This is a genomic window from Ralstonia psammae, assembly GCF_958405935.1.
GTDB classification, from domain to species: Bacteria; Pseudomonadota; Gammaproteobacteria; order Burkholderiales; family Burkholderiaceae; genus Ralstonia; species Ralstonia psammae.
The window spans coordinates 360,985-386,929 of sequence record NZ_CATZBU010000005.1; the positions used below are offsets into that span (position 1 = coordinate 360,985).

The window sequence follows — 25,945 nt, forward strand, 5'->3', positions numbered from 1 at the left end:
CGCGGCGCTTACACGGCCACGCTCACATTGCGTCGCAGCTCGCAGGTGCTGAGCGAATCGGCCTCGCCGCGCAGCAGCAACTGGCCGTTGCCGACCAGTTCACGGCAGCGCCAGAAGACGAACCAGTCGCTGGCGAGCAGCCCGTCGATGGCGCCCATGATGCTGCTGACCACATCCCGTGCGCTGGCCCAGTCGGTGGGCACGTGCTCCAGGATCACTTCATCCACCGTGCCATACGACACCGGCACCAGCGTGTTGCCCTTCCACAGCCGCGTATCGGCGTTCTCGCGCACGGTCTGCTGCCATTCGTAGGCCAGGCGGCCGATGCGCAGCACCGACACCGGTGCGATGGTCGAAAACCGCCGCGCGAGGCGGGCGCCCGAATACATGCCGATGGTCGTCAGCGGCCCCTGACCGTTGGGGGCCTCAAGTTCTCGCACGTCCATGCCGACTTCATTGATGCGCTGGGGCGATTGGTGCAGGTGGAACGCGACGCGGCGCAGCATGAGCTGGTCCGATGCGCTTTGGCCGTGCCAGATAGCGACTTCCGTGGTGGCATCGCGCAGGTCGGCGAGCGACGCGAGTGCATCGCGCATCTCGGCGGCGAAGTCGATATTGCTGTTGGGCGCCACGCGCTGCCAGAAGCCGGAGCGCGCCATGGCGACACTGTCGACGTCGACCAGCGGCCCGACGGCGAGATCGTCGCGCAGCACCACTACGGAATCGGGACGGCCAGCCTGTGCGAGCGCCTGCTTGAGCGTGGCGCCGGCAACATCGCCGTTGACGACATGGATGTATTGCATGGCAGCAATTGTAGCGAGAGTGTTAGCCCCGCGCTTTCGTTTTACGCATGTCTATCAGTATTCCTTTGCCCGGTGTCATGCGCCTATCCAAAGGGGGGATAGCCTCGGGCAATCCTCAGGCGGGCGTGCGAAAATCGCCGGTTTGTTGCAGACCATAACTAAGAACAGGTGAGGAAACATTCATGAGAGCCCCGTTGTTGCCCAAGGGCATGCGCCCCCCAGTGCTGGCCGTCGTCGCAATGGTGGGCGCGCTGGTGGCCGGCCAGGCCGCCGCCGTGCCGCCCGCTGAAATCTACAAGCGCGCCCAGCAGGAAAAACCCGCGCTGATCGACACCATGAAGACTCTGGTCTCGATCGAATCGGGCAGCAAGGATATCGAAGGCCTGGACAAGATTGCCGGCGTGATTGCCGAGCGCCTGCGCGGCATGGGCGGCGACGTCAAGCTCGTCGATCCCAGCGACCATGCCTACCGCATGGCCGATACGCCCGAGAAGATCGGCAAGATGGTGCTCGCGCGTTTCAAGGGCGAGGGCAAGCGCAACATCATGCTGATCGCGCACATGGATACCGTCTATCTCAAGGGCATGCTCGCGCAGCAGCCGTTCCGCATCGACGGTGACCGCGCCTACGGCCTGGGCATTGCCGACGACAAGAACGGCGTGGCGGTCATCCTGCACACGGTGTCGATTCTGCAGGCCGTCAACTTCAAGCAGTACGGCACGCTCACGGTGCTGATCAACGGCGATGAAGAGATCAGCTCGCCCGGCGCGCGGGCCATGCAGGCCAAGCTGGGCGCCGAGCAGGACGCCGTGTTCTCGTGCGAAGGCACGCGTGTGACCGCCGACAAGCTGTCGCTGGCCACCAGCGGCATCGGTGCGATCCTGCTGGATGTGAAGGGCAAGGCTTCGCACGCGGGCGGCGCGCCGGAGCAGGGCCGCAACGCGCTGTACGAGCTGTCGCACCAGGTGCTGCAGATGCGCGATCTGTCCAAGCCCGAAACCGGCCTGAAGGTGAACTGGACGGTGGCGCAGGCGGGCACCAACCGCAACGTGATCCCGGCCGTGGCCAGTGCCCAGGCCGATGTGCGCCTGCTGCGCGCGGCCGATGCCGACAAGCTGGAAGACACCGTCAACGAGCGCATCAAGAACAAGCTGATTCCGGATACGCAGGTTTCGGCCAAGTTCGAACGCCGCCGGCCACCGCTGGAAGCCACGCCGGCGTCGCGCGCGCTGGCCGAGCACGCCCAGAAGATCTATAGCGAACTCGGGAAGACGCTGGAGATTGACGATAAAGCCGAAGGCGGGGGCACCGATGCCGCGTTCGCCGCCTCGAAAACCAAGGCACCCGTGATCGAGCGTTTTGGCCTGGCGAGCTTTGGCGCGCACTCGAACGACGCCGAATATGTTGACCTGAACTCCATCGTGCCCCGCTTGTACCTGCTCACGCGCATGGTCATGGATGTGTCGCGCGACCGCGTCGGCCTGGCCAAGTAACATCACTGCAACGCGGCGCGTAAGCGTTACACGCGCCGCAGCAAATCTCCTGCGCGAAGCCACGGTTCTGTGGCTCCCCCCTCGCCCGGGTGCCGGGTATTTCGCGTGCTCCCTCCGACGCATGTCCCTAGCTACGGCCACCCGGCCGGTGGAGCGTGCGCCATGTCCGAACATCCGTGCGCAGATCACGTGCCCGTCAACGCCGATGTGCCCGACATCGATATCCTCGCACTCGACGAGGTGGACGCGCATATCAACCCGCAGGGTGCCAAGGGCATTGGTGAGATCGGCATCACTGGCGTGCCGGCAGCCATCGCCAACGCCGTCTATCACGCCACCGGGCGGCGCGTGCGCGAATTGCCGATCACGCTCGACAAGCGCATCTGAGCGCGCATGAAAAAGCCCCGCTGGCGCATCACCAGCGGGGCCAGAGTGGGCCAAGAGGCGGAAAGCGGAGGATGCCTGGAGACCGGCCCGTAATTGATCAATGCGTGACGAATACGGTGAATGCCGATCAGCGCATCAATTCGGAACCGGATACCCATAGACCGTACCGCCGCCGTCGCGGGAGCGGCCGGCCGGGTCGCTGCGCATGCCGTCCGAATACGGATCGAATCGGCCGCTGCGTGCGCCTTCTGTATACGTGTCAAAGCGTCCGGTGCGGGCGCCGTCGCTATAGACGTCAAACCGTTCGGCACGTGCATCCTGGCCGAACACTTCCACACGGCTGGCCTGCGCCCAAGCGCTGCCCGCCGCGAGGGCCCCGACCGCCAGCATGGCGGCCAACCCCATTTGCTTGAGTCGCATGGCGAACTCCTTCTTCAACTGATTTTCGGTGTTGTTCGTGGTCATTTGATGTCCTGCCACGGTCTACAGCCTAGGTCAGGGGGCATATCGTATCCACGGTGGTGCGACGAACGGTTTGTTGTCGGCGCCGAAATGATGCAAGTCAGCGTGAATGGCGCTGAAAGACGCGCCAATGGCGTAACGCCCCCGGCAATCCCCCAACCTTTTTGTCTAATCAAGAGAGCGGTTGAAAGCCGGCGGCCGGCCTTGGTGCACCACAGCAGGGCGCTGCCAGCTGGCAAGCCTTGTGGCAGGCCGATTTGGTGCGGCGCATTAAGAGCGATGCGCGCTTACCACACTTGGTAGAACGATTCCGTGAATTGCTTTGCCGCGCATATGGGCTTTTGTTAAATTTGCGCGGCACTTCCGACACGGAAGTTAAGGAAACGGAGGAGCCCAACCTCATGCACACGGGGTCGGGCGGTTTGAGACAACTCTTTTATTACGAGCCCACATGAAAAAGTCTGCCATTCTGGTCGCAGTTGGCGCCCTGTTCGCAGGTTCTGCCTATGCCCAATCGAGCGTGACGCTGTACGGTATTGTCGATACCAGCATTCACTACATCAACAACGCCAACCAAGCTGGCAACAGCGTGACCCAGATGGAAAGCGGCGCTGTGTCGAACAGCCGCTGGGGCCTGAAGGGCTCGGAAGACCTGGGCGGCGGCAACAAGGCACTGTTCGTGCTGGAAAGCGGCTTCAACTCCGACTCGGGCCGCATGAGCAGCTCGGGTACGCTGTTCAACCGTCAATCGTTCGTGGGCCTGTCCAACAAGGACCTGGGCACTATCACGCTGGGCCGTCAATACAACTTCGGCTTCACGACGGGCGGCAACTTCGACCCGCTGGGCGTGGGCAACTACGACGGCAACTCGTGGATGTACTACGGCCTGACCGGTCTGCGTGAATCCAACATGCTGAAGTACGAAGGCAAGTGGAGCGGCCTGTCGGTCGGCCTGGCTTACGGCTTTGGCGAAGTGGCTGGCGCTGCAAGCCAGAACTCGTACGTTGGCGGTACGGTGGCCTATGAATTCGGCCCGGCCTACATCGGCGCCTTCGCACAGCAGCACAAGGACGTCGCTGGCAACAAGCAAACCGTGTGGGGTATCGGCGGTAACTACACCATTGCCGCAGCCAAGCTGTTCGCAGGCTACATCGACAGCAGCGACGCCACGGGTTGCGTGAACAGCTCGGCAAACTGCGTCGGCGGCAGCGCTTTCGGCCTGAACATCTACGGCAACGCCACTTCGGGCGCTGGCCTGACCCCGGGCGCCACGAAGCGTCGTGACCACGTCGGCATCCTGGGCGTGACGTACAACATCACCCCGGCCCTGGCTCTGACGGGCGCGTTCTACTACGACAGCATCAAGAACGCTGCTCTGACCGCCGGCAACGACGGCAAGCGCTACACCGGTGTGCTGCTGGCTGAGTACGCTCTGTCCAAGCGCACGCAAGTGTATGGCACGGTCGACTACAACAAGGTCAAGGACGCAGCTCTGCCGGAACTGTCGGGTGGCGGCAACGCAACCGGCACTGGCAAGTCGAACCAGACCAGCGTTGGCGTGGGTATCCGCCACATCTTCTAATCGACGCTGTCACTCGATTGGGAACGGAAAGGCGCCTTCGGGCGCCTTTTCTTTTGCCTGCTGTTTTTGTACGTCGCCAGGCGAGCTTGCCTGGGCATCCGCCTACAATGTGGGCTCCCGTCTCGTCCATCTGACATTGCGCCATGACTTCCGCACGTACCGCCCGCCGTCGTCTGATTGCCTCTGCCGCGCTGCTGTGCGCCGGCCTGCCGCTGCTTGCCGCCGTGCCGGCGCACGCGCAGGACTATCCGGCCAAGCCGATCCGCATCATCGTCGCGTACCCGACCGGCGGCATTTCCGACAACGTGGCGCGTGCGCTGGGCGAAAAGCTGTCGTCGCAACTGGGCCAGCCGGTGGTGGTGGAAAACCGCGCCGGTGCCGGCGGCAGCATCGGCATGGACGCCGTGGCCAAGGCGCCGCCCGATGGCTACACGCTGGGCTTCTCGTCAGTCAGCCCGCTTACGCTCAACCCGCATTTCAGCAAGCTGCCGTACGACCCGCAGAAAGACATCGCGCCTGTGGCCAATGTCATGTACGCACCGATGATCCTGCTGGGCACGCCATCGTTCACGGGCAAGAGCTTTGCCGACATGCTGAGCCAGTCGCGCACCAAGCCGGGCTCGATCCGCTGGTCGACATCGGGCCTGGGTACGGTGGGGCATCTCGCGCTGGAGCAGATCAAGTCGCAGGCGCGCGTGGATATCACGCTCATCCCGTACAAGGGCGGTGGCCAGCAATTGACGGACGCGCTGGGTGGACAGGTGGAAGTCATGTCGACCAACGTCGGCCCGACCCTGATGCAACACATCACGAGCGGCAAGCTGCGCCCGCTCGCGGTGGGTGCGCCGCACCGGCTCGATGCGCTGCCGAACGTACCGACGTTCACCGAGCTGGGTTACGCCAAGGCGAACATGGCATCGACCTTTGGCGTGTTCGCGCCGGCCAAGACGCCCGCGCCCGTGATTGCTCGGCTGAACGCAGAGATCAACAAGGCGCTGGCTGCGCCCGATCTGCGCGAGCGCCTCATGCAGGCCGCCGTGGTGCCGGCCGGCGGCACGGCCGAGCAGTTTGCCGCGGCCATCCGCGCGGAATACGACAGCAACGGCCGCATCGTGCGCGCCGCGGGCATCAAGGAACAGTGAGCCGCGCTTGACTCCGTTTAAGCCCGCCTAAGCGGTAAAGCGGTACCCGACACCGACTTCGGTCAGCAGGTGCTCGGGCCGCGCCGGATCGCGTTCCAGCTTGTGGCGCAGATGGCCCATGTAGATGCGCAGATAGTGGCTGCTGTCGGAATGCGCGGGGCCCCAGACTTCGCGCAGCAGTTCGCGGTGCGTCATCACGGTGCCGCGGCGGCCGAGCAGCACTGCCAGCAGCCGGTATTCGATCGGGGTGAGATGCACGGCCTCGCCGCTGCGGCTGACCAGGCGGCGCGCCAGGTCGACTTCCACCTCGCCGAAGCGGATGATGCTCCCGCCGTCTTCGCCGCGCTTGGCGTGTCGCCGCAGCAGCACGCGCAAGCGCGCAACCAGCTCGCCCACGCCGAAGGGTTTGGTCAGGTAATCGTCCGCGCCGGCATCGAGCGCGTCGATCTTGTCGCGCTCATCCACGCGGGCCGAGAGCACGAGCACCGGCACTTCCGTCCAGGTGCGCAACTCGCGAATCAACTGCATTCCGTCGCCGTCGGGCAGACCGAGATCGAGGATCACCGCATCCGGCTGACGCGTGCCCGCTTCGATCAAGCCGCGTTCGACGCGGTCGGCTTCATGGACTTCGCAGCCTTCTTCCTCCAGTGCAGCGCGGACGAAGCGTCGGATGTGCGGTTCGTCGTCGATGACGAGAACGGTGGGCGTGAATGAGAACGGCATGGCACGCATTGTAGAGCGAGCGCCCATGAAAAAACGGACCCCGGAGGGTCCGTTTTTCATGGGCGCGATACTGCTTCGCTCAGGCCTTCTTTGCCCAGGCGCTGCACCAGCCCTTGTTGGCGACGTCTTTGCCGGCGAACAGCGGGCAACCGCCTTGCGCTGCCGTGCCGCCTTGATACAGAGCGCAGTTGCCGCAGTGCTGATCCGGCGTGTGCTTCGGGAACTTGGCCTTGTCGGCCTTGGTGGTGTCAGCCACGTAGCCCAGCGCCTTGGCTTGCGGGTCGGCTTCCGACACCATCGGTGCAGCCAGTGCCAGGTCCGACATCGACATGACGGCGCCCGCGGCGGCCACGATGGGGATGCTCTTCAGGAATTGACGACGATTGGACATGCTGATTCCTTTTGTGGGAGTGTGTTGTGTGGCGTCCCGTGCCGCCCGCGTAGTGCTCAGGCTCGCCCTAGGGGACAGCGGACGGCGTCGGCGCGCCGTTTACCCGCTCGTGCATTCTGGCACAGCAATCGGCCGGCAGCATCTGCGTACGGTCAATGTTCCGCATACCTCAGTGCAGCAATCGCTTGCGTTCGTGGCCTTCGATCCACACGGTGCCATGGCGCGGATGCACCGTGTGGTCAGGGACGGCAGCCACCTGCGCGGGTGCGGTCCCCCAATGGCTGGCCGACCCCGGTGGCAATTTGTCGCACACGCGTACGTGCTTACGCCAGCAGGCCCTGCAGCGCCTTTAAGAATGCGTCGCATTCATCGTCGGTGCCGACCGTGATGCGCAGATGTTGATCGATGCGCGCGAGCTTGAAGTGACGCACGAAGATGGCCTGCTCTTTCAGGCGAGCCGTCAGCGTTGCGGCGTCGTGGGCGGGATGCCGCGCGAAGACAAAGTTCGCCATCGATGGCACGACCTCGAACCCCAGCGACTGCAGCGATTGCGTCAACCGCGCGCGGCTCGCAATCACGCGCGCACACGTGGCGCGGAAGTACGCATCGTCTTCGTAAGCGGCCTGAGCGGCCGCCTGCGCGAGGCGATCCAGCGGATACGAGTTGAAGCTGTCTTTCACGCGATTGAGCGCTTCGACCAGTGCCGCGTGCCCGAACGCAAAGCCCACGCGCATGCCGGCCAGCGAGCGCGACTTCGACGTCGTGTGCACAACGAGCAGATTCGGATAGCGGTCGATGAGCCCAATGGCGGACGCCGCGCCGAAATCCACATAGGCTTCATCCACCACGACGACCGATGAGGGGTTCGCAGCGACGATCCGTTCGATCTCCGCCAGCGGCAACGCGTGGCCGGTCGGCGCGTTTGGGTTCGGGAACAGCACGCCGCCTGCGTCGCCAAGATAGTCATCGGCGCGGATGGAGAAGTCGTCCGCCAGCGGCACCACTTCGCACTGCACGCCGTACAGCCGCGCGTAGGTCGGATAGAAGCTGTACGAGATGTCGGGGAAGCGCAGCGGCTTGTCGTGCTTGAGCAGCGCCTGGAAGACGTGCGCCAACACTTCGTCCGAACCGTTGCCAGCAAAGACCTGCTCGGGCTTGAGGCCCACCTGGGCGGCCACTGTCTCGCGCAACCGGCGCGACAGCGGATCGGGATAGCGGCGCAGGGTCTCGCCCGTCTCCCCCAGCTCTGCCGAGATTGCCGCTACAACACGCGGCGACGGCGGGTATGGGTTCTCGTTGGTGTTTAGCTTGATGGGTCGCGCGATTGCCGGCTGCTCGCCCGGAACGTAGGGCACAAGTTGCTGAACGATATCGCTCCAGTAACGGCTCACGGCTCGACTCCTGACGGATGATGATTTCAGCATGCCCGCGGTGCGGTCGAGGGACCGAAAAATGCAGGGGGCTGAACAAGGTTCGGAAATAGGCAAACCGGTACGTTGCGGCAGAAGCGCGGTTCTGGCGGGGAAAAGCCGTACAAGTTCGGGTAAATCTTTGATTTTTGGCGCGCCCGGCTGGGATCGAACCAGCAACCCCTGCCTTCGGAGGGCAGTACTCTATCCATTGAGCTACGGGCGCATATCGGCACAGAACGCACCGAAAGAGAAGCCACGCAGGATAGCGCATTTGGCGGCAAGCGTCCATCGCACGCCCATGAACGCACCGGTACGAGGCGTGCTGCTGCGACGTTTCGTTGGGTTTTTGACGCAGGTCGAAAAGCGGCGCCTAGGGCTGTCCCGCGTGTCAAAGGCCTAGGCATTGCGGATATAATCGCGCGTTATTTGCCAGAAGAAAGACGGGGACAGGTCTATCTGGGCCGACGCGGCAATTGAATTGCCATGGTCTTCCTGCCCTCATCGCGATCCAATGCGGCCCCCACGCACTGCCGGCGATGCTCGTGACCTTGCCGGCGGCGCTCTGTGGGCTCCAAGAGCGGTTCCACCATCCTGAGAGTTGAGCATGAGCGACGCGCAACACGACGAACACGAGCCTCTGATCAAGACCCCCAAGCAGCTGATTATCGCGGTGATCGCCGCCTTTGTCGTTCCCATCCTCATCATCATCCTGCTGGCCAATTACGTTGGCCTGGGCGCCAAGGAGGGTGCGGGCGGTTCCGGCATGTCGGAAGAGGCCGTCAACGATCGCATCAAGCCCGTTGCCCAACTCGAACTGAAAGACCCGAACGCACCGCGCGTTTTCAAGACCGGCGAGCAACTCTATAAGGAAGTCTGCGCGACCTGCCACGCGGCAGGTGTGGCCGGTGCGCCCAAGTTTGGCGACGCGGCAAGCTGGGGGCCGCGCCTGTCGCAGGGCCTGGATGGCCTGACGAAGGTGGCGCTGGCCGGCAAGGGCGGCATGCCCGCACGCGGCGGCACGTCGCCGGATGACGTGAGCGACTACGAAATCGAACGCGCCATCGTCTACATGGCCAACTCCGCTGGCGGCAAGCTGCAGGAACCGGCTGCACCGGCGGGCGCGGGTGCAGCCCCGGCTGCAGCATCGGCATCGGAAGCTTCGGCTCCAGCGGCCGCCCCGGCTCCGGCGGCTGCTGCGCCGGCACCTGCTGCAGCGCCGGCCGCTGCTGCTGCACCGCAAGCCTCGGCGGGGGAGGTTGGCAAGAAGGTTTACGAGTCGACTTGCCAGATGTGCCACGCCGCCGGAGTGGCTGGCGCGCCCAAGTTTGGCGACAAGGCCGCCTGGGCGCCGCGCATTGCCCAAGGCAAGGCCAAGCTGTATGACTCCGCGCTGCACGGCAAGGGCGCGATGCCGCCCAAGGGCACTTATGCCGGCTCCGATGACGACGTGAAAGCTGCCGTTGACTACATGGCCGCCGCTGCCAAGTAAGCCGTCCCGCATCTCCGAAAAAGCCCGCCCCGTGCGGGCTTTTTTGTTGCCTGCCGCGGCAGTGGCACACGCGGGGCATGCCGTTTGCTACGCCTAGTTCGGATGTGCGGAGAACGATGCAGCCAGGCTGCTTCGCCCCGCATACGTCTGTGCAATGAGGCAAACGGAGGTTGCGATGCGAACGGAACGAACGACGCTGATCTACTGGGTGGCCGCTGTGCTGGCAATCGGTGGCTCGACGGCCATGGCGGCCGACAACTGGGTCAAGCTGGCCCCGCTGGCCGACAACGCCGGCTCGCTCTATCTGGACAAGGACTCCATCGAGCACAACACGGATGGCACCGTGCGTGCCACGGCGCGGGATGCCTATGACGTGCCGCGCAAGCTCTCAGACGGCAAGGCATATCAATACGACACGCGCACGTCCGTCTACGACTGCAAGGAGGGGCGCATCCTGCCGGTCAGCGCGCTGATCCAGGATAGCCAGCACGGCACGGTGCTCGCCAAGAGCATCGACAGCCCCCGCTGGGAGGCCGTCGTGCCGCGCTCAGAGGGCGAGGCGATCCTGCATGCTGTCTGCCAAAAGTAGTGCGCTGGCGACGGTGTTACTGGACGGCCGCGGCCGGTGCGAGGTCGACGCGCAGTGTGCCGTCCGCATCCATGCGCGTGGTGCCGCGCGCGGCGGCCTCGCGGTAGTGGTACAGGTCGAATCGCAGCGGCCCGCGCGTTGATGTATCGGTGACGAGCACGCGGCTGTTGGCCACGAGCACGTTGTACATCTTCAGGTCGCCGGACTGGATCCAGATGCGGCTGGCGGCGTCGGTTGGCGCGGACGCACACATGGCCGGCGCGGGGCCGAAGCTGAGCACCAGCCCGTCGGGCGTGACACGCGCCGTCTTCATCTGACCGATCAGGCGCGGCGGCGGAAACACCGTGTATTGGTCCAGCACCATGTCGTTGCCGTCCAGCTTGGCGCCGTTGCGATTGAGCGGCGCAAGCTGCGACAGCTCCAGCCCCATCCCCTTGAGCAGCGCCAGCGTCTGGATGCCCATCACGCGTGCCTCGGTGGGCGTATAGACGAGGTAGCGCGATTCCTTGAGCGCCAACGTGCCGCGCATGCCGAATGGCAGCCATACGCCAGGAAAATGATCGCGCAGCTTGAGCCCGCCCGACACGTCGAGCACGCCGTCGCCCGGCGTGAGCGACAACGCATTGAGCGAGCGCGGCGAATAGTCGAGCAGATATCGGTTGAACAGCGCGTCGAGGGAATTCTTGGGCACCGTCACTTCCCCGCCGAGGATGCGGATGTCGAACTGGCCCGGGTCGTCCATGTCGACGGGCTGCCCGGGCTTGTGCGGCACGAGTTGCGCGGTGAGTTGGTGCACGTGGAAGCCGATGTCGCCGGTGATGCGGAAATCCACCTCGCGCATCTGCACGACGGGCGGTGCGGTGCCCGAGTCGCGCGCGACGGCGGGGCCGCTGGCGTTGGGCGCGCCGGAGGACGGATCGCAGCGCTGCGCCCATTGCTGGCGCACGGTGATCAACTCCTTGCGCTGTGCGCTGGCCATCGGGGGCTCGCCGGCGCGGGCGAGCGCGCTGACAAAGAGGCTGGCCAGGCCGAGCGCCACCAACGCCAGGCGCAACATCACAGCGGCGAGAGCGAAGGCGGGGGCAATCATGGTGCGATCCTCTTGGCGAGTTGCAGGGCAGGTTTGCCGGCCTTGGCGACTGCAGTTGCCTTGGCGGCCTTGGCAGCGGTGAGCGTGTCGAACGACGGCATCAGCACGCAGATGCCGCCATCGGGCGAGAAGCGCAGCGACCCCGCCACAAGCTGATCGCGATAGCGGTACAGGTTGAACACGAAGGGCTTGGCCGGATCGGCCACGACGATATCGATGCGTGCGTTCATCGGCATCGAGCGCATGAAGCGGATGTCCCCGCCGCGGAAGAGGATGTACGGGCGCTGCGCGTCGGCGGCGTTGGCCAGCGGCGGCATCTGCGGGTTGCCATCGCCGATCTGCATGAGCAGCCCGTCACGCGTGATGCGGATGGCGGAGAGCTTCAAATCCAGCGCTGGCGGCGGAAACAGCTTGGGCACCTGCATGACGATCTCGCTGCCCGCCAACTGCACGGCGGGTGTTGACACCGGCAGCAGATCGGCCAGCTCGATATGCGCGGCGCCCATCAGCGCGCTGGCGTCCTGGCCGCGCACCTTGACCACGTTGGGGCGGAACACGATGGTTTGCGGATCGCGCAGTACCAGCGGACCACGCAGCTCGATCGGCACCCACGCGCCGCGCCGATGCATCTCGGCGCGCATGTCGAGCGAGCCGTCGTCGAGCGAGAAGCTGAAGTTGCGCAGCGGCGGATCTTCCCCAGGCCCGCGCGCAAAGACCACCGTATTGAACAGCGCGCTCATGCTCTGCGCCGTGACGCGCACCGAACCGTTCACCGGCTGCAGGCTGTAGGACGACACATCGTCGAGCCACACCGGGTCGCCTGGTGCGCGTGGCACCATGCGCAGCGCGAGCTGATCGACCAGAAACCCGACGCCACCATCGAAGCGGAAATCGACATGACGCAGATACGAGATCGCATCGGGCTGGCCGGAATCGCGCAGCGTGACCGGCCGCACCTCGCGCGTGGCGAGGTTGCCTGACTGGAACGGCGCACGCGCTTGGGTTCGTGCGTCTTGGAGCTGCTTGGCCTTATCGGCCTCGATGGCGCCGTGTCCGTCGCCGGCGGTGGCGCAGCTTTGCAGCAGCAGCGCCGCCACCACCGCGCCCGCAGCCCGGAACGCGCTATTACGATGACGCAAGGTCAAGTCCCACATCGACGGTCTCCTCGTCGCGAGAAACGCACCGGAAACGTTCCGGTAACCGACGCAGTCTGTCGCCGCGCTCGTGTAGAATTTTTTGCATGCCCGCCCGCAAACCAACCGGCGATGCCGGTCCGCCCGCTACTCCGCCTGCCCGCGAGTTCACCATCGATGAACTGGCGCGCGCGGCCGAAACCACTGTCCGCAACGTCCGCTCGTATCAGGACCGCGGCCTGATCGATCCGCCCGAGCGGCGCGGCCGCGTGGGCATCTACACGCAGGCGCATCTGGGGCGACTCAAGCTCATCAATCACCTGCTGGGGCGTGGCTACACGCTCTCCAACATCCAGGAACTGCTCAAGGCAATCGTCGAAGGCCATGACCTGCGCTCCATCCTCGGGCTCGAATCCGCCATTGCCAGCCCGTGGTCGGATGAGTCGCCCAAGCACTACTCGCTCCTGGCGCTGGCCAAGCTGTTTGGCCGCGCCATGTCGCGTCAGGCGCTGGCGCGGGCCATCTCGCTTGGCTTGCTTGAACCCGATGGCCTCGGCTATCTGGCACGCAGCCCGAAAGCGCTGCTGGCCGGCGCGCAGATGGCAAAGGCCGGTTTCCCGCTCGTTGAAGTGCTCGACATCATCGAGCGTGCCCGGCCGCATACGCAGGCGGTGGCCGACGATCTCGTGTCCATGGTCGTGCGCGAACTCGACAAGTACGGCAGCGATCTGCCGCCGGTCGAAGACGTGCCGCGTCTGGTCGACGTGATCTGGCGCATCCGCCCGCTGGCACTGGTGGCGGTCGAAGCCGAACTGATGCGCGCGCTTGAGACGGCCGCCAACAAATACCTGGGCGACCGCGTGGCGCAGGTCATCGAGCACATGCACGAACCGCCGGGCAACGCGCCCGGGCCGGACAAAGGCTAATGTCTCCGGCGCGCCCATGCGTGGGGCGCGCCTTATCTATTTCTAGTTTGATCCCAACGCCGCTGCGTTTGGCAATGACGGCAGGCGTTTTGAATGCCTGCTCAGGATCCGGCTGCACCTGCCGTCGACAGCTTGCGGCGGATCGAGGGCGACGGCGCTTCGCCATTGGCAGCCGCGTAGGCTTCGATTTCCGAGATCAGCTTGGGCAGGCGTTCGAGTGCATCACGATTGTCTTCATCCCACGGGTGGAATGAGGGTCGGAAAAAATCGAAGAACTCCGGAATGATCTTGCGCAGCGGGGCCGGGTGGATCCACAGGAAGTGGAACGCCTTGCCCAGGCCGAAGAACTTGTTCTTGCAGGTGCGATCCGCAAAGATCAGCCGCAGATGCACGTAGAACACCATCGACCAGAACATCAGTGTGGTCAGCAACATCGTCGAGGTGCGCAGGATATAGCGGCGCAGGCCGGGCTTGATGGCGAGATTCCAAACGTCGTAGCTGACCGCCTTGTGCTCGGTCTCTTCCATGGCGTGCCACAGCCAGACCTGGCGATAGCCCGGTTCCGAGCTGCGGCCCAGACCATCTTCATGTGAAAGCACCTGGCCGGCCAGCATGGCGGTGTAGTGCTCCAGCGCCACCGTCACGGCCAATTGGTGCGACTTGGGAGTCCACTTGCGCAGCACGTTCAGGAATTTGCCGACAAAGCGGTCGATACGCGTGGCGGGCAGGCCTGCGCGGTCGAGCAAATCGTTGTACAGCACATGCTCGCGCGTGTGCATGGCTTCCTGACCGATGAAGCCGGCCACGGCCTGCTTGAGTTCGGGGTCGGTCACCAGATGGCGGTAGTTGCGCACGCTGTCCATGAAGAAGCGCTCGCCGGTCGGGAAGAAGATCGACAGCGCGTTCAGGAAGTGGGTGACGTGCGTGCCTCGCTCGTGCCAGTTGCTGATGCGATCAGCCGGCAGGTGAGGATGCACGTCGCGGCGGACTGGCATCATGGGCGGTTCTCCTGGAATGTGGTCATTGGGGCACGCGTCGAAGCGCGCCCTTGATCGAGAAATGCACAGAGGTCGGTCCCCACGCGTACGGGGTCTTCCTCCATCGGGATATGGCCGAGTGCCGGATACATGCGCAGCGTGGCGCCGGGAATGCGGCGGGCAAATTCACCGGCATGCGCGGGCGGGATCCACCGGTCGCGCTGGCCCCACAGGATCAGCGTGGGCACTCGGATCGAGGCCAGCCCGCTGGTATCGACATCGTCAAAGCGGAACTTCGGCACCATCTTGCCGATGGCCTGTCGTGCACCGTCGGCGTAGAAGAAATCGGCGTAGCGGCGCAGCGTCGGTTCCGACACGCGCGACGGGTCGCCATACACATCGCGCGTGGCGGCGCGGATGATGCCCTCGGGCAGCATCCACGGCGACGTCATCCGCACGCTCAGGTGATTGAACAGATCGATGTAGATCGGCAGCTTCATCGGAAATCCGGCCGAGTCGATCAGCACGAGTTTTTCGACGCGGCCCGGGTGGCGCACGGCAAAGTCCCACGACACCATGCCGCCCAGCGAGTTGCCGATCAGCGTGAGTTTCGACAGGCCGAGCGTATCGACAAACGCGTCGATGAAGTCGCGATACAGCGGCAGCTCCATCGTGCGCGGGCGGCCTTGCGCATCGCGCAGCGGGCCGGTGATGCCGAACGGCGGCAGGTCCAGCCGGATGACGCGGTAGCGCCGCGTGAGCTGCGGCAGCACGCCGTCCCACGTGTGCAGCGACGCGCCAAAGCCGTGGATCAGCAGCAGCGTCCCGTCTGCGTTGGCGGCACCTTCATCGGTGTAATGCACGCGCGTGCCCAACAGCGGCAGGTAGCGCGATTGCGGTTTGGCGTAGCGCGCGATCAGCACATCGCGGCCGATGCTGCGCAGGCCGATGCGGCCGGGGCGCAGCATGGCACGTGCAACGTTGAGCAGGTTCGCGCGCGGGGGGCTGGCGAACAGTTCGCCGGTGGTGGCCGTGTTCATCGGCGGCCTCCTACTTTGCGCGCACGGTGGCCGGCGCGGTGTCGTCGCGCAGCGCCTTTTTGCGCGTGCGGCGGGCCTCGCGCACGACCAGCGCCTGGTAGGCGGCGGGCAGCACACGGGCCATCACATCTGCGGCGTACGCGTCAGGGCCGATCAGCACGCGGCGCTTGTTCTTGCGCACGCCATCCAGGATGACCTCTGCGGCCTTGTCCGCCGTGGTGATGAAGAACTTCTCAAACGCTTCCTTGCCCTGCTGTTCGTCACGCACCAGGAAGCCGTTCATGCTCGGCGAGACACGGCTCGACTTGGCGATGTTGGTCTTGATGCCACCCGGGTGCACACACGTGGCTGACACACCGCAGTTCATCAGATCCAGTTCCTGGCGCAGGGCTTCGGTGTAGCCGCGCACGGCGTACTTGCTCGCGTTGTAGGCGCCCATGCCGGGCTGCGCGAAGATGCCGAAGATGCTCGACGTGTTGATGATGTGGCCGTTGCCTGTCGCCTTGAGCAGCGGCAGAAACGCCTTGGTGCCGTGCACGACGCCCCAGAAATTGATGTTCATGATCCAGGCAAGCTCGTCGTCTTCCATGCCTTCGATCGTGCTGGACAGCGCCACGCCCGCGTTGTTGAAGATCAGGTTGACCTTGCCGTGTGCGGCGGCCGCTTCTTCGGCCCAGCGGTACACCGCGGCACGGTCGGCTACGTCGACCGCGTGCGTGGTCACGCGGATGCGGTCGCCTTCATGCGCGCGCACCAGTTGCAGCGTCTGCGCAAGCGCCGCTTCATTGCGATCGGCCAGCGCGAGGTGGCAGCCTTCACGTGCGAGCTGCAGCGCCAGCGAGCGGCCCATGCCCGACGCGGCGCCGGTGATGGCGGCAACCTGGTTGTTGAAAGACTTCATGGCGGGGTCTCCTTGGGGCTGGCGCGTGTCAGACGCGGTCAAGCGCTTCTTCGTTGGTGGTGTGTTGAGCAGCGGGCACGGTGCGGGCGGGTACGCGCAGGGGCACACCCTTGGGTACGGCCATCGGGCGCGTGCGGTAATCCGCCAGCCGGAAGTGCGCGGTGGCGCGGCGGAACTGCCACGTGAATCCCGGCCACAACGTCGTGTTCTTGCCGGTCTTCGGATCGAGGTACCAGCTCACGCAGCCGCCGGCTGACCAGATCGCATTCGACAGCCGTTTCTGGATGCCGTCGTTGAAGCGGCGCTGCACGTCGGGGCGTACGTCGATGGCCGCCACGTTGTGCGCGCGCATCGACTTCAGCGCGTCAACGATGTACGCCACCTGCGACTCGATCATGAACACCATCGACGAGTGGCCGAGCCCCGTGTTCGGCCCCACCACCATGAAGAAATTCGGGAAGCCCGACACGGTGGTGCCCAGGTAGGCCTCGGCGCCGTGCTTGTCCCATGCATCGACAATGTCCACGCCTTGGCTGCCAAGCAGCACGCCGCGCGGGAACGGGTCGGTGGCATGAAAGCCCGTGCCGAAGATCAGGCAATCAACCTCACGCCGCGTGCCGTCGGTGGTGACGATGGCGTTGGGTTCGACACGTGCGATGCCGGAGGTGATCACGTCGACGTTTTCGCGCGTGAGCGCCGGGTAATAGTCGTTCGAGATCAGGATGCGCTTGCAGCCGATCGTGTAGTTCGGCGTGACCTTCTCGCGCAGTACGGGGTCGGCAATGCGGCGCTTGATGTGGCCGCGCGCCATGCGCTCCACTGCCTTCATCAGCTTCGGATGCATCACAAAACCGAGTACCCGTGACTCGAGCATCCAGTAGATGCCGGTGCGCATGAGCTTTTGCGTGAACGGCAGGTGGCGGAACAGCCAATGCTCGGCGCGTGAGACCTTCCGGTCGGGCTTGGGCAGAATCCACGGCGGGGTGCGCTGATACAGGTCGAGGCGGCCGACCTTGGGTGCAATCTGCGGCACGAACTGGATGGCCGAGGCACCTGTGCCGATCACGGCGACGCGCTTGCCGCGCAGGTCGTAGTCGTGTTCCCACAGTTGCGAGTGGAATGCCTTCCCCTGGAAGGTTTCGATGCCAGGAATGTTCGGCCAGGCCGGACGGCTCAGGCCACCCATGCCGGAGATCAGCGTCCGGGCGCGGTACCGGCGGCCGTCGGCCATTTCCAGATTCCACACACCAGCGGCTTCGTCAAAGGCCGCGCGCACCAGCTCGTGGTTGAAGCGCACATGTGGGCGCACGCCAAACTCATCGGTGCAGCGCTCCAGATAGGCACGGATTTCCGGTTGCGGCGAATACATGCGCGACCAGTCCGGATTGGGCGCGAATGAAAATGAATAGAGATGCGATTGCACATCGCACGCGCAGCCCGGGTAGTGGTTGTCACGCCACGTGCCACCCACAGACCCCGCCTTTTCGAAGACCAGGAAGTTGTCGATGCCGTTCTGCTTGAGCTGGATCGCCATACCCAGGCCGGCGAAGCCCGTCCCGATAATGGCGGCATCGACGAGGGCGGGGGCGTCAGGGCTGTGCGAGGCCGGCGCAAGGGCGTCGGCGCGCGGAAAATCGGTCCGTGCGTTCACGTGGTGTCTCCGTGGGCACCACCTGGGCGCCTCTTAATGTGACATTGATCGATGTCATCGTAGGAGGCGGCCTGGACCGAGTCAATCGACCGATTGGAACGGTTCATCTAAAAGCGATGCATCGATCGCTTGAAACGGATTTCCCTTATGAATCCGTCATTTGCATGCGTCACCCAACCTGGGCGGATGCCGGTACGAAGTCGCTTAACAATGCGTTGAGGTGCGCAAGAAGCCGCATGACACGCATCCCGGCGACGCGGATGCCGCGCTGGCTGCCATTCTGCACGGCATGGCGGAAGGCTTCCGCCACGGCGTCGACGCTTGGGCTGTGCAGCAGCGCCAGTGCGCCGCTGGTGCGATGGACCCACTGGCGCAGCGCCGGGCGGTCCATCGCGTCCAGCAGTGGCTGGAGCCGCTTCGCATCATCGGCCAGCGACGAGAGGAAGACCTGCGCCAAGCCGGCCGCGGCGGGGTCGGTTCCGAGCGCGGCGTGCAGATCGTCAAGCGACAGGGCGAAGGGTTCCTCCACGGTGGCTTCTGCGGCCGCGGGGGCACCAGGGCTCCACAGCGCAGACAGCGCTTCCTGCAGCGTGGCGAGTGTGGTCGGCTTCAGCAGGCTCGCGTCCATTCCCACGGCACGGCAGCGCGCATGCTCCTCGGCGAGCGTCGTTGCCGTGATGGCGATGATGGGCAGGCGGGACCCGCCGCCGCGCTCTTCGTGGCGAATGTGCCGGGCCAGGTCGAAGCCGTCCATGCGGGGCATGTGGCAGTCTGTGAGCAACGCGTCGAAACGGTGTTCGCGCAGCCGCTCGAGCGCGACGACGCCGTCTTCGGCCAGCGTGACCCGATAGCCCAGCAGCCGGAGTTGCTTGGCGATCAGTTCGCGGTTGATCGGATGGTCTTCCGCCACGAGGATGTGCGCACCGGGCGCATCACTGGGCACGGCGGCGGGGGGCGTGCGTACCGTCGCGCTGGCCGCTTGCATGTGTTCAGCCTGCGGGAGCGCACGCTCGCACGCCTGCACGAACGCGTGCCAGCTCAGCGGATTGATGCTCAGCGCGTTACCCGGTTCGGCATAGCTGGCGTCGGTGATGCGGATGGCATGCTCCGGTGCCTGCGCCGTCGTGGCCAAGAGGATATCGGCGTCGGGTGCCTCGGCAGGTTGCAGCCCGGCCGCCATCGCAAGCTGCGCGAGGCTGTGCCGCACGACCGGGTCGTCCACGGTAATGGCAACGCTGCGGCCCGCCAGCCGCGGCAGCGCATACCGCGCCGCAAGAACCGGTACGGCCAGTTGCAGCGTGACGGCGGTGCCGTGCCCGGGGGCGCTCTCCATGACGAGCTGGCCGCCCATCAGACCGGCAAGCTGGCGAGAGATCGCCAGGCCCAGGCCCGTGCCGCCATAGCGGCGCGTGGTCGAGCGCTCGGCCTGCACGAACGGCGCGAACAGCGTGGCCTGCACCTCCGGCGAGATCCCGATGCCCGTATCCGTGACGCTGATGGCGAGATGCGCCGTGTCGTCCGTGATCTGCGTGCATTCCGCCGAAAGCCGCACGCTGCCGGCGTCGGTGAACTTGATGGCGTTGGAGAGCAGGTTGAACAGGATCTGCCGTAGGCGAATGCTGTCGACCGAGACGCTGGCCGGCACGTCGGCGGCCACATCCACGTGCACGGTGAGCGACTTCTCGTGTGCGCGGCTTGCCAGCAGGCCGACCGTGCCGTCAAAGACCTCGCGAAGGTCCGTGGCCGCCGGCGAGATATCCAGACGGCCGGCCTCGACCTTTGCGTAATCGAGGATGTCATCGAGGATATGCAGCAGGGCCCGCCCCGAATCCTGCACCAACGAGACCATCTGTTTCTGCTCGCCCTCGAGCTTCGTCTGCTGCAGCAGTTCGACCAGGCCCAGCACACCGTTCATGGGCGTGCGGATTTCGTGGCTCATCATGGCCAGGAAACGGTCTTTGGCGTGCAACGCCGATTCCGCCGCGTTCTTGGCCGCCTCGAGCGCGTCGGCCTGCTCGCGCTCCGTGGTGACGTCGCTCAGGTAGCCGTTCCAGACCGTGCGGCCGTCGGGTTCGCGATGCGGGATCGAACGCGCGTGCAGCCAGCGCACCGCGCCGTCTTCGCAGACATGGCGGAATTGCTGGTCAAACGGCGTCAGTTGCTGCGCCGAGACGAGCACCGTGTCGAGCATGCGCTGCCGGTCCTCCTCGTGAATGAGCAGCGCCGGCGTGGACAGATAGTTCAGCAGATCGCGAGGTTGGACCCCGAGCGTTTCGTGGGCCTTGCCCGCCACGTATGTGATGCGCCCCTGGGTATGGCCCGGTTGCAGTTCAAACTGATACACCAACGCCGGAAGCGATTCGGTCACCTCCCGCAGGCGCTGTTCCAGGCTCAGTGCCCGCGCTTGCGCTTCGCGGATCTCGCTGATGTCGACCATGGAAGCGACCGTGCCGGCAGGCAGGCCGTCCGGCAAATGGAACGGCTCGATCCAATACAGCACATTGCGCGATTGCCCATCGGGCGTTTCGATCACCATTTCCTCGCGTGCGCTCTCACTCGTTTCCACTGCCCGTTGATCGATTTGGAAGAGGCTTGAATTCTCGTGCGCGGAATACAAACCAAGCTGGCTGGGTGTGCAGCCCAGCAGTGACTCGCGTGGCCGCCCGAACATAGTGCAGAACGCGGCATTGACCGCGACGTATCGATGCTCGGCATCTTTGGCGACCAGGGGGAACGGCACGGCTTCCATCAGGGCACGCTGAAAGCGGAGCTGTTGCGCGAGCGATTGCTCTGCAAGACGCCGTTGCCTATTTTCGCGCCGCAACTGCATTTGCTTGAAGAACAGAGTCACAAGGGCGACCAGCATGAGTGCCGCGGCAGGCGCGAACTTCGTGAGGATGGCCGAAGCCGAGGGTCCGAGCTGGTAACTGACCGTCAGCCACTTGTTGCGAATACTGACTTGCTCGCCCTCGGGCATGGCGAACAACGCTCGATTGATGAGCGGTAGCAGGGCGGCATACCGCGCCGAGACACCCACACCGATGTTCTCGACCGTGTTGGCGGACCCCGTGACTTTTAGCTCCCCCGGGAAATGGTGGCGGATCAGCGCGTCGGCCACGGGCAGGTTAACGATGGTGAAATCGGCCTGGGTGGCGGCCACCATTGACAAGGCATCGTGCACCGACGCCGCCGGAATGATGCGGATCTTCGGCACGTTCTGATGCAGCAGATCGGCAAGCGTGTCGCTCGCCGGCAGCGCGACGGTTTTACCTGACAGTTCGGGTAGCGCCGCCACCGTGACGGCGTTGTTGCGGCCCACGATCACCATGGGCGTGGTGTCGATGGCTTGACTCAGTGCGAAGCCGGCCGGTGCGGACTCCTGGTCTGACATGCCCAGCAGGATATCGATCGAACCGGCGCGCGCCTTCTCGATTGCCTCGGACCAATCCTGAACGGCGACCCGCTCAAACCGGAGTCCGAGCGTGCGGGATAGGAAGCTCTGATACTCCGGCACCATACCGATGACATCCCCACCCGGCTCACTGAATGTGTATGGCATGTAGTCCGGGTCGGCCGCGTAGCGCAGCGGCGGCAACGATGCCAGCATGGTCCGTTCCCTTGCAGAGAGCTGAGGCCCGGCGCCGAGCGTGCCCGCCGGGGTGATCCAGCGCGCGCGAAGCTGGCCCATTGTGGCGTCCGGCAACTGGGCAAGATGGCGGTCGAGGTAACGGATCAGCATTGCACGGTCGCGTGGCGCGGCGAAGTGCAGCGCATCCACCTGCTGGTTCACGAGCTGCACGATCGAGAGGGGCCTGTAGCGTGACTGCGACATCAGCTCGCGCGTCGTGTATGTGACTCCGACGTAAGCATCTGCCGCCCCGTGCAATACAGCGTCGAGGGCGTCGGCTGCCGTGGGCGTGCTGACGATGCGGATGGTCGGGTACTGCTTCGCCAGCTCGTCTTCGAGCGAGGAGCCCTGCTCGACGGCGATCCTCGTTCCTGTGGCAAAAGGGTTCTGCGCCAACTCGGTCTGGTCGTCGCGCGCCACTACCGCGATGGGGCGCTCCAGGTAGGGTGCCGAATACATCAGGCAGTGATCGTATTGCGAGCGCGGCGCCACGCTCATGACGATGTCGACTTCCCCATTGCATGCCGCCCGGAGGAGCTCGTCTCGCCGTGTGAATATGTGCGGCACGATGCGTACCTGATCCTGCGGAATCAGGTGCATCAGCAAATCGCCGGAGAAGCCGCTGAGGTGGTCTGCCTCCACGCCCTCCAATGGCGTCATCGCGTCACCGATCACGCCTACGGAAAGCTCAGACGGAAACTGGTTCAGGCGCTGGACCGATCGTTCCGCACCCTCCGCCTCGGCTTCGCGCGCGTTTCCCAGCCAACACAGTGCGCCCGCGCAGACGAGCAGGCCTGCACCTATAGCGATGCGCAGCCGGGTCGCGGTCGAGAGGCGAACACACGCTTTCATGGGTTCAAACCTCGCCGCTGCCAAGCAGCCCGTGGCGCACGGCAAAGTCGAACAGCGCCGCCTCGGTGCCAAGCTCGAGCTTGCGCATGGCCGTCTGCTTCTGCGAGCTGATGGTCTTGACGCTGCGGTTGAGTTGCACGGCGATCTCGCTGACCGTCTTGCCGGTCACGTACATGCGCAGCACTTCCAGCTCGCGTTTGCCGAGCTTGCTGACCGGGTCGTCCTTCGTGGGCTGTGGCTCGCCGGTGCGGCAGAGCAGCTTGGCATTGAGCAGCGGCGAGAGATAGATGCGTCCGTCCACCGCCGCCCGCATGCCTTCGAGAATGTGCTGCGGCTCGTCGGATTTGCTGACGATGACCTTGATGCCCGCGCGCAGGATGTTGCTCATCAGCGTGCGGGTCTCAAGCATGGTGAGCACCATCACGCGCAGGTCCGGGTGACGGCGCACGAGGAATTCGAGCAGGATGATGCCGTCGCCATAGCGGCTGCCGGGCATGGCGTAGTCAGTGATGGCGAGGTCGCAGCGCACGCGGCCCAGCACGGCGAGCAGCTCATCGGCGCTGCTGGCTTCGCCCACCACCTCGAAGCCGTCGACTGCCGAGACGAGGCGCCGCACGGCAGCCACCACGCCCGGGTGATCATCTGCAATGACGAGTTGGATGGGGGCTTGCATGTCGACGAATCTCCGAGCGTGTAACGTCCGGCAACCTGTTTGCCGGATTGCTGAGAATCGCCGAAGCCGCAAGCGCGGAACATCGGAAAACTCCTATTAGTACGCCCCGATCTGCGCTCTTGTGGTGCAAATTTGTCGCGGCGCGTTGTGATCGCAGCCATGCGTCCGGAGCAAGGGGGGGCGCTTCGGTGCGTGGCACAATGCTCGCGATTGCTTCGCACGCTTGAACGCACCGATTTCCCATGACGCCCACTTCTCCGACAGTACCTTCTGCGGCCGCGCGCCGGCAGAGCGCCGAACGCTCCACGCTGGTGAGCGCGGGCGTCAATTGCCTGCTCTCGGCGGGGCAGATTGCGGCGGGGCTGTGGTCGCATTCGCAGGGCCTGGTGGCCGACGGGCTGCATACGCTGTCGGACTTGATCGCCGATGGCATCGTCTTCATCGCCAACCGCAACAGCCACAAGGGGCCGGACGAAGACCACCAGTACGGCCACGCACGCTACGAGAACGCTGCGTCGCTGGGGCTGGGGTTGCTGCTCGTCGGGGCGGGCGCGGGCATGATCTGGGCCGCGGTGGAGAGCCTGCGCTCGCCGCAGGGGCCGGCGCCGGTGCATGGTCTGGCGCTGGTGGTGGCGCTGATCGCGCTGGCGGCCAAGGAGGGGCTGTTCCGCTACATGCTGGCCGTGGCCAAGCGCATCAACTCACGCATGCTGATTGCGAATGCGTGGCATGCGCGTTCCGATGCAGTGTCGTCGTTGGTGGCGGCCATTGGCGTGGCGGGCAACCTGATGGGCTATCACTGGCTCGACCCCGTGGCTGCCTGCGTCGTCGGGCTGATGATCGGCCGGGTGGGCGTGCGCTTTGGGTGGGAAGCGCTCAATGACCTCATGGACCGGGCCTTGCCGCCCGCGCAGGTGGAGGCGATTCGCGCCAGCCTGGAAGCCACACCCGGCGTGATCAACGTGCACGATCTGCGTACACGTGTGACCGGAGACCAGGCATTGGTGGATGCGCATATCGAGGTGGACCCGCGTGTCTCCGTGAGCGAAGGCCATGCGATTGCCGTCCGCGCCCGCACCAACGTACTGACTGCACATACGGCCATGGCGGTGCTCGACGTGCAGATCCACGTCGACCCGCGCGAGCACATCGCGACCGACCCCGTCCCGCTACCCGACCGCGATGCGCTGCACGCCGTGCTGGCACAACTGCTGCCACCCGGCACGCCGCTGGACGCGCGCCACTGCGTCCTGCATTACGTCGACGGCGCGGTGGAGGTCGACTTGATCCTGCCGCCTGCACTGGCCGCCGAACTCGCCCGCATTGCCGATGCCATCCACGCCAAGTGGGATGGTCTGGTACGCCTGCGCGTGCTCGTGACCGACGCTTGAGCTTTTCGCGCTAGCGGCACTGGTCGACCGCGTTGGCCGGTTGCGCCTTGGTGGGGTCGAAATGCAGCTGCTCCAACCCCTTTTCCGTGAGCGACATCCAGTCGATTGCGCCCGACGTGCGCAGCAAACCGGTGCTGCCCACCGGGCGCCATTGCACGCGCTGGCCGTCGGTGTTCATCAGCGTGGCAGATAGGGTGAGCGAATCCGGCTCTGCCTGGAGTTGCAGCAGACGGCCATCGGCGGCCGGCGTGTAGGCGGTATTCTGGTTCACCGCAATGCCTCCCTCGCGCACCGTTGCCGGCATGCACGGAATGGACGCGCGCACCTTGCCCGTGGTGTCGATCAGATCGGCAAAGCCGTTGCCCTTGGCCACGCCCACCAGCAGGAAGCGTTCGACAGCCGGTAGCCACGCGACGCTGTAGGTGTAGTACTGCAGATGCTTGTGCAGAAGCTGCTCGCCGGTCACGCGTGCGCTGACCGGATCAAAGATGGCGATCTTCAGATTGGCTTCGGTCTGGCCTGGCACGAACTGCTGCCAGGCGAGCAGCGCATGGGTGCTGCCGCCTGCCACCATGGGCCACCATTCGCGCCGGCCATCGGCAACATCGACGTTGTGCAGGCGGCGGCCGTGCCCGTCGTAGACCTTCAGGTAGACGCCGTTCCCGCTGCCGAGGTTATCGACGCCGCCGCCGGTGATCCAGCCGTCGGAATAGAACACCACGAAGCGGTCGCCCACGGCGGTGATATGGCCCGAGTGCCCGCCTGATTCCACCAGTTGCGGATACGGCTTGATGGGCCGCAGCGCGGTGTCGTAGATGCCGAAGCGCTGGTTGACGTTTTCCGGCGCATTCCAGCCGTCTTCAAACGACACCATCACCTGGCCCGCGCGGTTGCGTGCCACCGTCACAGGCTCCTGTGCCTCGGGCTTCTGGATGAAGATGCGCGGGGCATCGAGCACGCCCGTGTCTGCATGCCATTGCGCGACATAGACGTCATGCGGCCAGCTGCCGCTGCGATCGGCACCCCGTGGTGGCAGACCCGAGGCACTGAAGAACACGTTGAAGGTGTTGGCCGTTGCGCCAGGCACCGCACCGATGCCATGCATGTATTGACGCGGGTCGGGGGGGGGGGGGGGGGGGGGGGGGGGGGGGGGGGGGGGGGGGGGGGGGGGGGGGGGGGGGGGGGGGGGGGGGGGGGGGGGGGGGGGGGG

Annotated in this window: 21 protein-coding genes, 1 tRNA gene and 1 pseudogene; 8 read left to right on the plus strand and 15 right to left on the minus strand. The window is 65.2% G+C overall.

The genetic code is table 11. From position 1 onward, the window contains the following. Window positions 1–8 precede the first annotated feature (8 nt). The gene (locus tag R2N16_RS13800; protein WP_316666303.1) at window positions 9–803 is read right to left on the minus strand and encodes a DUF1835 domain-containing protein; all 795 of its coding nucleotides are present in this window, start codon (window positions 801–803) and stop codon (window positions 9–11) included. A gap of 182 nt (window positions 804–985) precedes the next feature. Here R2N16_RS13800 and R2N16_RS13805 point away from each other — a divergent pair, with 182 nt between their 5' ends. Continuing rightward, the gene (locus R2N16_RS13805; RefSeq protein ID WP_316666304.1) at window positions 986–2,296 is read left to right on the plus strand and encodes a M20/M25/M40 family metallo-hydrolase; all 1,311 of its coding nucleotides are present in this window, start codon (window positions 986–988) and stop codon (window positions 2,294–2,296) included. Between the two features lie 186 nt (window positions 2,297–2,482). Next, a pseudogene (locus R2N16_RS13810) lies at window positions 2,483–2,683 on the plus strand (hypothetical protein); the annotation flags it as partial. Between the two features lie 135 nt (window positions 2,684–2,818). On the opposite strand, the gene R2N16_RS13815 reads toward R2N16_RS13810, so the two are convergent. Beyond that, window positions 2,819–3,103, minus strand: a complete 285-nt coding sequence (locus tag R2N16_RS13815) for a hypothetical protein (protein WP_316666338.1) — start codon at window positions 3,101–3,103, stop codon at window positions 2,819–2,821. Between the two features lie 493 nt (window positions 3,104–3,596). Between R2N16_RS13815 and R2N16_RS13820 the strand changes: the two genes are divergently transcribed. Both R2N16_RS13820 and R2N16_RS13825 read left to right on the plus strand, forming a co-directional pair. Continuing rightward, window positions 3,597–4,727, plus strand: coding sequence for a porin (locus R2N16_RS13820; protein WP_316666305.1), 1,131 nt, complete (start codon window positions 3,597–3,599; stop codon window positions 4,725–4,727). A gap of 143 nt (window positions 4,728–4,870) precedes the next feature. After that, a complete protein-coding gene (locus R2N16_RS13825) occupies window positions 4,871–5,869 on the plus strand; it encodes a Bug family tripartite tricarboxylate transporter substrate binding protein (protein WP_316666307.1) in 999 nt (332 codons plus the stop codon). Window positions 5,870–5,896: 27 nt separating this feature from the next. Here the strand turns inward: R2N16_RS13825 and kdpE are convergent, their stop codons facing one another. The 4 genes from kdpE to R2N16_RS13845 all read right to left on the minus strand — a co-directional run bounded on the left by kdpE (window position 5,897) and on the right by R2N16_RS13845 (window position 8,618). Further along, a complete protein-coding gene (gene kdpE, locus R2N16_RS13830) occupies window positions 5,897–6,601 on the minus strand; it encodes a two-component system response regulator KdpE (RefSeq protein ID WP_316666339.1) in 705 nt (234 codons plus the stop codon). A 70-nt stretch (window positions 6,602–6,671) separates the two neighbouring features. Next, a complete protein-coding gene (locus R2N16_RS13835) occupies window positions 6,672–6,983 on the minus strand; it encodes a high-potential iron-sulfur protein (RefSeq protein ID WP_316666309.1) in 312 nt (103 codons plus the stop codon). Between the two features lie 323 nt (window positions 6,984–7,306). Continuing rightward, window positions 7,307–8,374: a histidinol-phosphate transaminase gene (gene hisC / locus R2N16_RS13840; protein ID WP_316666310.1), complete on the minus strand. Its 1,068-nt coding sequence runs from the start codon at window positions 8,372–8,374 to the stop codon at window positions 7,307–7,309. Between the two features lie 168 nt (window positions 8,375–8,542). Continuing rightward, window positions 8,543–8,618, minus strand: a tRNA-Arg gene (locus tag R2N16_RS13845). 381 nt (window positions 8,619–8,999) lie between these two features. Here R2N16_RS13845 and R2N16_RS13850 point away from each other — a divergent pair. Further along, the gene (locus tag R2N16_RS13850; RefSeq protein ID WP_316666312.1) at window positions 9,000–9,884 is read left to right on the plus strand and encodes a c-type cytochrome; all 885 of its coding nucleotides are present in this window, start codon (window positions 9,000–9,002) and stop codon (window positions 9,882–9,884) included. Window positions 9,885–10,059: 175 nt separating this feature from the next. Next, window positions 10,060–10,473, plus strand: a complete 414-nt coding sequence (locus R2N16_RS13855) for a surface-adhesin E family protein (RefSeq protein ID WP_316666314.1) — start codon at window positions 10,060–10,062, stop codon at window positions 10,471–10,473. Window positions 10,474–10,489: 16 nt separating this feature from the next. Here R2N16_RS13855 and R2N16_RS13860 read toward each other — a convergent pair whose 3' ends face one another. After that, on the minus strand, window positions 10,490–11,563 hold the full coding sequence (locus tag R2N16_RS13860) for a DUF2993 domain-containing protein (protein ID WP_316666315.1): 1,074 nt from the start codon (window positions 11,561–11,563) through the stop codon (window positions 10,490–10,492). Next, the gene (locus R2N16_RS13865) at window positions 11,560–12,717 is read right to left on the minus strand and encodes a hypothetical protein (protein WP_316666316.1); all 1,158 of its coding nucleotides are present in this window, start codon (window positions 12,715–12,717) and stop codon (window positions 11,560–11,562) included. Before R2N16_RS13865 ends, R2N16_RS13860 begins: the two co-directional genes overlap by 4 nt. Window positions 12,718–12,803: 86 nt before the next feature. Between R2N16_RS13865 and R2N16_RS13870 the strand changes: the two genes are divergently transcribed. Further along, a complete protein-coding gene (locus R2N16_RS13870) occupies window positions 12,804–13,622 on the plus strand; it encodes a MerR family transcriptional regulator (protein WP_316666317.1) in 819 nt (272 codons plus the stop codon). A gap of 101 nt (window positions 13,623–13,723) precedes the next feature. Here R2N16_RS13870 and R2N16_RS13875 read toward each other — a convergent pair whose 3' ends face one another. The 6 genes from R2N16_RS13875 to R2N16_RS13900 all read right to left on the minus strand — a co-directional run bounded on the left by R2N16_RS13875 (window position 13,724) and on the right by R2N16_RS13900 (window position 23,344). Then, window positions 13,724–14,620, minus strand: a complete 897-nt coding sequence (locus R2N16_RS13875) for a metal-dependent hydrolase (RefSeq protein WP_316666318.1) — start codon at window positions 14,618–14,620, stop codon at window positions 13,724–13,726. Further along, window positions 14,617–15,639 (minus strand): alpha/beta fold hydrolase, encoded by a 1,023-nt coding sequence (locus R2N16_RS13880; protein ID WP_316666319.1) that lies wholly within the window; start codon window positions 15,637–15,639, stop codon window positions 14,617–14,619. Before R2N16_RS13880 ends, R2N16_RS13875 begins: the two co-directional genes overlap by 4 nt. A 10-nt stretch (window positions 15,640–15,649) precedes the next feature. Next, window positions 15,650–16,540, minus strand: coding sequence for an SDR family NAD(P)-dependent oxidoreductase (locus R2N16_RS13885; protein ID WP_316666320.1), 891 nt, complete (start codon window positions 16,538–16,540; stop codon window positions 15,650–15,652). A gap of 28 nt (window positions 16,541–16,568) precedes the next feature. Continuing rightward, the gene (locus R2N16_RS13890) at window positions 16,569–18,191 is read right to left on the minus strand and encodes a flavin-containing monooxygenase (protein ID WP_316666321.1); all 1,623 of its coding nucleotides are present in this window, start codon (window positions 18,189–18,191) and stop codon (window positions 16,569–16,571) included. 169 nt (window positions 18,192–18,360) lie between these two features. Further along, complete coding sequence (locus R2N16_RS13895; protein ID WP_316666322.1) at window positions 18,361–22,671, minus strand: ATP-binding protein; 4,311 nt, start codon at window positions 22,669–22,671, stop codon at window positions 18,361–18,363. Between the two features lie 4 nt (window positions 22,672–22,675). Beyond that, complete coding sequence (locus R2N16_RS13900) at window positions 22,676–23,344, minus strand: response regulator (RefSeq protein ID WP_316666323.1); 669 nt, start codon at window positions 23,342–23,344, stop codon at window positions 22,676–22,678. Window positions 23,345–23,586: 242 nt separating this feature from the next. Here R2N16_RS13900 and R2N16_RS13905 point away from each other — a divergent pair, with 242 nt between their 5' ends. Then, window positions 23,587–24,735, plus strand: coding sequence for a cation diffusion facilitator family transporter (locus R2N16_RS13905; protein ID WP_316666324.1), 1,149 nt, complete (start codon window positions 23,587–23,589; stop codon window positions 24,733–24,735). 10 nt (window positions 24,736–24,745) lie between these two features. Here the strand turns inward: R2N16_RS13905 and R2N16_RS13910 are convergent. Further along, a partial coding sequence (locus R2N16_RS13910) for a hypothetical protein (RefSeq protein WP_428984129.1) occupies window positions 24,746–25,945 on the minus strand: 1,200 nt, incomplete at its 5' end.